Here is an 8,509-nt window from a genome sequence, read left to right as displayed (position 1 = left end):
GGACGGCCCCGCCCGGCCGTGCACCGGGGCGAGCGGCGGGAGCGCCCGCCCGCCGGGGACGAGCGCGCCGCCGCGCTCGCCTGGTTCGAGTCCGAGCGGCGCAACCTGGTCGCCGCCGTCCACCAGGCCGCCCGGCTCGGCCTGCACCGGACGTGCTGGGAGCTCGCCGACGCCCTGTTCGACTTCCAGGAGTTCCGCCGCTACAGCGAGGACAACATCGCCGTCCACCAGGCGGGCCTGCACGCGGCCCGCACCGAGGAGGACTGGGCCGCCGCCGCCGTCATGCTGCACAACCTCGCCACCGCGCACTTCGAGCTGGGCGACTCCGTCCAGGCCATCGGCTACGGGGAGGACGCGCGCCGCGGGTTCCGCGCCGTCGACCCGCCCGACCGGTACGGGCAGGCCGCCGCGCTCGCCACCCTCGCCGACGTGCACGTGGCGCTCGGCCGCTACCTGACCGGCATCGAGCACGCGCGCCGCTCGCTCGCCATCCACGAGGAGCTCCGCGACCGCGGCGGCGGGGGCGGCGACGCGGGCGTCGCGCGGGCCCACGACACCCTCGCCCGCGCCTGCCTCGGGCTCGGCGACTACGAGGCCGCGCTCGGCCACGCGGCCGAGGCGCTCGGCGCGCGGCGGCGGATCGGCGACGAGCCGGGCGTGGCCGAGACGCTGCTCACCGTCGCGCAGGTCCACCGGCGGCAGGGGAACGTCCACGAGGCGGTGTCGCACGCGCTGGAGGCCCTCTACATCCGGCAGGAGCTCGCCGACATGCACGGCGCGGCGCAGGCGCTGACGGAGCTCGCCCGCATGAACGCCGCGCTGGGCCTCCGCGACATGGCCCAGCAGGACGCCGAGCAGGCCCTGCGCACCTACCGCGCCGTGGGCGCGCGGCACGGCGAGGCCCGCGCGCTGACCACGCTTGGCATGCTGATGTGCGACGCCGCGAAGTTCGCCGAGGCGTTCACCTACTGCGGGCAGGCGCTGCGGCTGCACCGCGAGACCAGCGACCGGCACGGCGAGGCGGAGGCGCTGTCGCAGATCGGGATCGTCCACTGGCGGCTCGGCCGGTACCGGGAGGCGCGCGAGCACCTGCTGCGCGCCCTGGAGATCCGCCGCGAGATCGGCGACCAGCACGGCGAGGCCAACGACCTGGAGCACCTGTCGGTCGCCATGCGGCGGCTCGGGCGGCACCGGGAGGCGTTCGTCCTCGGCCTGGAGGCCCTCGACCTGTGGCACCGGCTCGGCGCGCAGGGCGGCATGGCCGGGACGCTCGGCAGCCTCGCCCGCACCTACTCGCGGCTCGGCCTGCCCGAGGACGCCGAGCGCGCCGCCCGGCAGGCGCTGCGGATCCGCCGGGAGGGCGGCGACTGGTACGGCCTCGGCGTCGGGATGGACACCCTCGCCGCCGTGCTGCGCCGCGCCGGACGCCCCGAGGAGGCGCTCGAACGCGAACTGGAGGCGCTCCAGTACCTGGGCGAGGTCGGCGACCGGCACAGCGAGGGGACGGCGCTCGTCCACCTCGCCGCGATCCACCTCGACCTCGGCCGCGCCGACGACGCCCTGGACGCCGGGCGCCGCGCCCTCGACCTCGCCACCGAGCTCGGCGACACCCGCGAGCAGGCGTACTCGCTGCACACCATGGCCCGCGCGTGCCGGCTGCTCGGCAAGCACGCCCGCGCGGTCGAGCACGTCAACGCCGAGATCGTCGTCCGCCGCGACATGGACGACCAGCGCGGCCTGCGGCAGGCCCTGGAGCTGCTGCGCGACTCCCACCTCGCGCTCGGCGACCACGTCGCGGCGGCCGACTGCGTCCGCCGCGTCCGCGCCCTGGACAGCTGGCTCGAATCGGACGGCTCCCTCGACATGTGACACCGCGACATGTGACGAAAGACGTAGTCGGCCGCCCCGGCGCCGCGTTCACTGGAGCACGGGGCGCGAGATCATCGAACGGATCTGCGGGAGCGCGCCCCCGCCCGCGGCGGAGGAGGCGACATGGACACCACCCCCTTCTGGGACGCGCTGCCCCCGCGCGCGCGGGAGGCGCTGCGGGACGCGGGCGCGCCGGTCGTGATCAGGCCGGGCGCGTTCCTGATGCGCGAGCACACCCGCGCGTCCCAGGTCTTCGTGCTGCGCGCCGGGGCGGTCAAGGTCTGGGCGGACCGGGACGGCGAGACCGCGATCCTGGACGTCCTCGGCCCCGGCGACCTGGTCGGCGAGGTCGAGGCCGCGGACGGCGGCGTCCGGCACGCCAACGCCGAGGCGCTCACCCGGGTGGAGGCGCTCGTGCTGCCCGCCGCGCGGTTCCGCCGCGTCCTCGACGCGCATCCCGGCGCGGTGTGGGCCGTCGCCGCCGTGCTGGCCGAGCGGCTGCGCGACTCCGAGGAGCTGCGCCTCGCGCACTTCCCCGACGCCCCGGAGCGCCGCCTCGCCGGACGGCTGCTCCGCCTCGTCGCCCGCTTCGGCGCGCCCGTCAAGGAGGAGCGCCCGGACGGGGTGACCGAGGCGAAACCGGACGCCGAGGACGGCGGCGTCGAGGTCCGCGTCCCGCTGTCCCAGCAGGACCTCGGCCGCTGGGCCGGGATGGGCCGCCGGAAGGTCGCGCAGATCCTCGCCGCCGAGCCGGTCCGCGGCGGGCTCACCGTGGCGCGCGGCTCGATCGTCGTCCGCTCGGTGGACGCCCTGCACCGCCTCGCGGGCCACGACGCCGACTGACGGCGCCGGTCAGAAGCCGGACGGCTCGTGCGGCCAGGGCGGCGGGACGGGCAGCGGGCCGTCCGGGCGCAGGCTCACCCCGGCGCCGTCCGAGCGGCCCGACAGCCAGCCGAGCACCGCCCGCCCCGACCCGGACGCCTCGGGCCCGCCCGGCGGGCGGCCGAGGTCGGCGGACTCGCCGTAGTCGGTCGCGGTGATCCGGTGCCCCTCCAGCTCGCCGCGCAGCTTCGGCGGCAGCGCCGCGATGTCGGCGAGCGTCGCGCCGAGCGCCCACCGGACGTACGGCTCGGGCCAGTCGGCGGGCCCGTACCCGGCGGCGAGGTCGACGTGGTGGGCCTCCACCTCGTTCCACCGCCGGTACAGGACGTACCAGGCCGGGTGCGTGTACCCCGTCATCGCCTTGACCTCCGCGTCCCAGGCGGCGTCGGGCAGCGTCCTGGCCTGCTCGGACAGCCGCGCCGCCGTCGCCCGGACGTCCTCGGCGAGCGCGTCGCGGTCGCGTCCCGCGCCCGCCTCGACGTCGGCGTTGCGGGCGTCCACGCTCGGGTACTGCGGGACCTCGACGCCCGTCCGCGCCCATTCGAGCAGGTTCCACAGCGAGTCGGCGTTGCGCGCGATGTGCGTGGCGACGTGGCCGCGGGTCCAGCCGGGCAGCGCGGACGGGGCCCGCATGTCCTGGTCGCCGAGTCCGGACAGCGTGGCGACGATGCGCGCCGCGCCCGAATCCAGCCGATCGATCATTTCTTCCCAGGCCATGACGCCCCCATCTCCAGCGAACGGGACTCCATCCTGTCGCACCGGCCGCGCCCGATGCCACAGAATGGCGATCATGGAGCTACCCATCTGCGTGACCTGCGGCGTCCAGTACGGCGAGGCCCGCCCGGACTGCCCGATCTGCGAGGACGAGCGCCAGTACGTCGGCTGGGACGGCCAGCGCTGGACGACCCTCGCGGCCCTGCGCGCCGACCACCGCGGCCGGATCGCCGAGGAGGGCCCGGACGTCGTCGGGATCGGCGTCGAGCCGCCCACCGCCATCGGGCAGCGGGCCCTGCTGGTGCGCGCGCCGTCCGGCAACGTCCTCTGGGACATGACCACGCACCTGGACGACGACATGATCCGCCAGGTGAACGAGCTGGGCGGGGTCTCCGCCATCGCGATCAGCCACCCGCACTTCTACGGCAGCATGATCGAGTGGGCGCACGCATTCGACGCGCCCGTCTACATCCACGCCGCCGACCGGCGGTGGGTGGCCCGTCCCGACGACGCGGTCGTCTACTGGGAGGGCGACACCCACGAGCTGGCCGAGGGCCTCACGCTGATCAACGCGGGCGTCCACTTCGAGGGTGGGCAGGTCCTGCACTGGCGGGACGGGCGCGCCGTGTTCTCCGGCGACATCCTCCAGGTGGTCAACGACCGCGACTGGCTGAGCTTCATGTACTCCTACCCGAACTTCATCCCCGAGCGCCCGCGCACGGTGCGCCGCGCCCTGCGGCTGCTGGAGCCCTACGACTTCGACCGCGTGTACGGCGCCTGGTGGAGGAAGATCGTCTACACCGACGGGAAGGAGGCCGTCCGCCGCTCCGCGGAGCGCTACCTGTCCTTCGCGCTCGACGACGAGTGACTCACGCCACCGCCGCGGCGATCGCCGCGTGGTCCTGGTACTCGCGCCAGTGGACGATCCGCCCGCCCCTGGCCCGGACCACCGCGACGAAGTTCGCGGACGCCCGCCTGCCCGTGGCCGGGACCGACGCCACGATCGCGTACTCCGCGACGATCACCTCCGGGTCGGCGGTCTCGTGGATCACCACGTCCCGGAACTCCTCGAACACGACGGGCAGCGCCGCGCGCCCTTCGCGCAGCCGGGCCGCGATGGCCGCGCCCCCTTCCGCGCGCCGCCCGGCCCCGCCGGGCGCGAACGGCATCTCGACCACGACGTCCTCGGCGAGCATCTCCTCGTCCAGCCCGGCCCGCCCGTCGAGGGCGTTGCGCTGGAACCGCTCGAACAGCTCCCGGGGACCCGGCGTGGAAGGGGACGTGGACGTGGACATGGCGTACCTCCGGCCGCGGCTAAGATGAGCTAGGACTCATCTTGCAAAATATGAGTCGCGACTCATCTTGTCAACGGACGGACGAATGACACCGAGCAGGCCCATGCGCGCCGACGCCCGCCGCAACCGCGCCCGCATCCTCGCCGCCGCCGAGGAGGTGTTCGCCGAGCGCGGCGCCGCCGCGTCCACCGAGGAGGTCGCGGCCCGCGCGGGCGTCGCCGTCGGGACGGTCTTCCGCCACTTCCCGACCAAGCGCGACCTGCTCGCCGCGATCATGAAGCTGCTCCGGCGGCGCCTCGTCGACCGGGCGGAGGCCCTCATCGCCGACGGCGACCCCGCCACCGCCTTCTTCGACTACTTCACGTACCTGGTGGAGAGCTCGGCCGAGATCGGGACCGTCGTCGGCGCCCTCGCCGAGGAGGGCACGGCCGTCGAGCCCGGCGAGCAGATCGAGGCCCTCACGCAGGCGTTCGGCGCCCTCCTGGCCGCCGCCCAGGAGGCGGGCACGGTCCGCCGGGACGCCCGCCTGGACGAGGTTATGGCCCTGGTCACGGCCACCGCCCACGGCGCCCTGGCCGCCGGGTGGTCCGCCGACCTGCGGCGCCGCACCCTGGCCCGCGTCCTCGACGCCCTCCGCCCGCGCGGGGGCGGCTGACCGGAGCCGTCCGGAGCGGTGTTCCGGTGGCGGGAAGCGTTCGAACACGTGTACGGTGCGGTAGTGCCGCCCGGACCTCCGGGGACGGGCGGGGAGCATCGTGAAATGCGCCGGGGACCGGCGCTGTTACTCACTCGGGGGATTCTGTCGTACCCCCTGGCTAGCCTTGAGACCGACATGTCTCCACCCGCCGTCGCGCCAGAAGAGGAACCGGAACAACGCCGTGCATGACCGACTCATCGTGCGTGGAGCACGCGAGCACAACCTGAAGGACGTCTCGCTCGACCTGCCGCGGGACGCCATGATCGTGTTCACCGGTCTGTCCGGTTCCGGGAAGTCGAGCCTGGCCTTCGACACGATCTTCGCGGAGGGCCAGCGCCGGTACGTGGAGTCGCTGTCGGCCTACGCCCGGCAGTTCCTCGGGCAGATGGACAAGCCCGACGTCGACTTCATCGAGGGCCTGTCCCCGGCGGTGTCGATCGACCAGAAGTCGACCAGCAAGAACCCGCGCTCGACGGTCGGCACGATCACCGAGGTCTACGACTACCTGCGGCTGCTCTACGCGCGGATCGGGCACCCGCACTGCCCCGAGTGCGGCCGTCCGATCAGCAGGCAGGCGCCGCAGCAGATCGTCGACCGGGTGCTGGAGCTTGAGCCGGGCACCCGGTTCCAGGTGCTCGCGCCCGTGATCCGCGGGCGCAAGGGCGAATACCTGGAGCTGTTCCGCGAGCTGCAGTCGAAGGGCTACTCGCGCGCGCTGGTCGACGGGCAGACCGTCCGGCTGGACGACCCGCCCAAGCTGAAGAAGCAGGAGAAGCACGACATCTCCGTCGTGGTCGACCGGCTCTCGGTGAAGGACTCGGCGCGGCAGCGGCTCGCCGACTCGGTGGAGACGGCGCTCGGCCTGGCGGGCGGGACGATCGTCCTCGACTTCGTCGACCTCCCCGAGGACGACGAGCACCGCACCCGGATGTACTCCGAGCACCTCTACTGCCCCTACGACGACCTGTCGTTCGAGGAGCTCGAACCCCGGTCGTTCTCGTTCAACTCGCCCTACGGCGCCTGCCCCGACTGCACCGGCCTCGGCACGCGCATGGAGGTCGACCCGGAGCTCGTCGTGCCGGACGTCGAGCTCAGCCTCGGCGAGGGCGCGATCCAGCCGTGGTCCAACGGCCACGTGAGCGACTACTTCCTGCGCCTGCTGTCCGCGCTGGGCGACGCGATGGGCTTCGACCTCAACACCCCGTGGGAGAAGCTGCCCGCCAAGGCGCGCAAGGCCATCCTCAACGGGCACGAGACGCAGGTCCACGTCCGCTACAAGAACCGCTACGGCCGGACGAGGTCGTACTACACCGCCTACGAAGGCGTCATCCCCTACATCCAGCGGCGGCACGCCGAGTCCGAGAGCGACACCAGCCGGGAGAAGTTCGAGGGCTACATGCGCGAGATCCCGTGCCCGACGTGCGAGGGCGCCCGGCTCAAGCCGGTCGTGCTGGCCGTCACCATGGGCGGGATGTCGATCGCCGAGGTCGCCGCGCTGCCGATCGGCGAGGCCGCGAAGTTCCTGCTCGCCCTGGAGCTGAACGAGCGCGAGACGCACATCGCCGAGCGCGTCCTGAAGGAGATCAACGCCCGGCTCGGGTTCCTGCTGGACGTCGGACTCGACTACCTCACCCTCGACCGCGCGTCCGCCACGCTCGCGGGCGGCGAGGCGCAGCGCATCCGGCTCGCCACCCAGATCGGCTCCGGGCTGGTCGGCGTCCTCTACGTGCTGGACGAGCCGTCCATCGGCCTGCACCAGCGCGACAACCACCGCCTGCTGGAGACGCTGCTCCGGCTCCGCGACATGGGCAACACGCTGATCGTCGTCGAGCACGACGAGGACACCATCGCCGCCGCCGACTGGGTCGTCGACATCGGCCCGCGCGCGGGCGAGCACGGCGGCGAGATCGTCGTGTCCGGCACCGTCGACGACCTGAAGAAGTCCGAGCGGTCGCTGACCGGGGCCTACCTGGACGGGCGGCGCGCGATCGCCGTCCCGGAGATCCGGCGGCCGCGCACCCGGGGCCGCGAGGTCACCGTCAAGGGCGCCCAGCAGAACAACCTGCGCGACGTCGACGTCGCGTTCCCGCTCGGCGTCCTCACCGCCGTCACCGGCGTGTCGGGCTCCGGCAAGTCCACGCTGGTCAACGACATCCTGTACAGCTCGCTGGCGAAGAAGCTGAACGGGGCGAAGACCGTCCCCGGCAAGCACAAGCGGGTCAACGGCGTCGACCAGCTCGACAAGGTCGTCCACGTCGACCAGTCGCCGATCGGCCGCACCCCGCGCTCCAACCCGGCGACCTACACCGGCGTGTTCGACCACATCCGCAAGCTGTTCGCGCAGACCACCGAGGCGAAGGTGCGCGGCTACCAGCCGGGCCGGTTCTCCTTCAACGTCAAGGGCGGGCGCTGCGAGAACTGCTCCGGCGACGGCACCATCAAGATCGAGATGAACTTCCTGCCGGACGTCTACGTCCCGTGCGAGGTCTGCCACGGCGCCCGCTACAACCGGGAGACCCTGGAGGTCCACTACAAGGGCAAGACGATCTCCGAGGTGCTCGACATGCCGATCGAGCAGGCCACCACGTTCTTCGAGCCGGTCACCGCGATCCACCGGCACCTGAAGACGCTCAACGACGTCGGGCTCGGATACGTCCGGCTGGGGCAGCCCGCGCCGACCCTGTCCGGCGGCGAGGCGCAGCGCGTCAAGCTGGCGTCCGAACTGCAGAAGCGCTCGACCGGACGCACCATCTACGTCCTGGACGAGCCGACCACCGGCCTCCACTTCGAGGACATCAACAAGCTCCTCGGCGTCCTCAACGGCCTGGTCGACAAGGGCAACACGGTGATCGTCATCGAGCACAACCTCGACGTCATCAAGACCGCCGACTGGATCATCGACATGGGCCCCGAGGGCGGCTCCCGCGGCGGCACCGTCGTCGCCACCGGCACCCCCGAGGACATCGCCCGGGTCGAGGCCAGCCACACGGGCCAGTTCCTCAAAAAGATCCTCGCCTAGCCCGCCCCCGACCGGCCCACCGGCTCCCGTCCA

General features: G+C 73.3%; 7 protein-coding genes. 5 read left to right on the top strand and 2 right to left on the bottom strand.

What is annotated here, in order from left to right; all coding sequences use genetic code 11:
* Together ACH01S_RS08075 and ACH01S_RS08070 are read left to right on the top strand one after the other, a co-directional pair.
* On the top strand, window positions 1–1,869 hold a 1,869-nt coding region (locus ACH01S_RS08075; RefSeq protein ID WP_157406270.1), incomplete at its 5' end, for a tetratricopeptide repeat protein.
* Between the two features lie 123 nt (window positions 1,870–1,992).
* The gene (locus tag ACH01S_RS08070; protein ID WP_067887178.1) at window positions 1,993–2,712 is read left to right on the top strand and encodes a Crp/Fnr family transcriptional regulator; all 720 of its coding nucleotides are present in this window, start codon (window positions 1,993–1,995) and stop codon (window positions 2,710–2,712) included.
* 9 nt (window positions 2,713–2,721) lie between these two features.
* On the opposite strand, the gene ACH01S_RS08065 is transcribed toward ACH01S_RS08070, so the two are convergent.
* Window positions 2,722–3,453, bottom strand: a complete 732-nt coding sequence (locus tag ACH01S_RS08065) for a maleylpyruvate isomerase family mycothiol-dependent enzyme (RefSeq protein ID WP_169809223.1) — start codon at window positions 3,451–3,453, stop codon at window positions 2,722–2,724.
* Between the two features lie 88 nt (window positions 3,454–3,541).
* Here ACH01S_RS08065 and ACH01S_RS08060 point away from each other — a divergent pair, with 88 nt between their 5' ends.
* The gene (locus ACH01S_RS08060) at window positions 3,542–4,333 is read left to right on the top strand and encodes an MBL fold metallo-hydrolase (protein ID WP_218010180.1); all 792 of its coding nucleotides are present in this window, start codon (window positions 3,542–3,544) and stop codon (window positions 4,331–4,333) included.
* 1 nt (window position 4,334) lies between these two features.
* On the opposite strand, the gene ACH01S_RS08055 is transcribed toward ACH01S_RS08060, so the two are convergent.
* Window positions 4,335–4,760, bottom strand: coding sequence for a nuclear transport factor 2 family protein (locus ACH01S_RS08055; RefSeq protein WP_067887169.1), 426 nt, complete (start codon window positions 4,758–4,760; stop codon window positions 4,335–4,337).
* Between the two features lie 85 nt (window positions 4,761–4,845).
* Between ACH01S_RS08055 and ACH01S_RS08050 the strand changes: the two genes are divergently transcribed.
* Both ACH01S_RS08050 and uvrA read left to right on the top strand, forming a co-directional pair.
* Window positions 4,846–5,415 carry a TetR/AcrR family transcriptional regulator gene (locus ACH01S_RS08050; protein ID WP_067887166.1) on the top strand — a complete coding sequence of 190 codons (570 nt, stop codon included), beginning with the start codon at window positions 4,846–4,848 and terminating at the stop codon, window positions 5,413–5,415.
* 223 nt (window positions 5,416–5,638) lie between these two features.
* Window positions 5,639–8,476 carry an excinuclease ABC subunit UvrA gene (uvrA, locus tag ACH01S_RS08045; RefSeq protein WP_067887163.1) on the top strand — a complete coding sequence of 946 codons (2,838 nt, stop codon included), beginning with the start codon at window positions 5,639–5,641 and terminating at the stop codon, window positions 8,474–8,476.
* Window positions 8,477–8,509 lie beyond the last annotated feature (33 nt).

It is taken from the genome of Actinomadura chibensis NBRC 106107 (genome assembly GCF_001552135.1).
Lineage (GTDB): Bacteria > Actinomycetota > Actinomycetes > Streptosporangiales > Streptosporangiaceae > Spirillospora > Spirillospora chibensis.
Note: the sequence above shows the minus strand (reverse complement) of the source record. Positions and strands in the feature narration are given on the sequence as shown.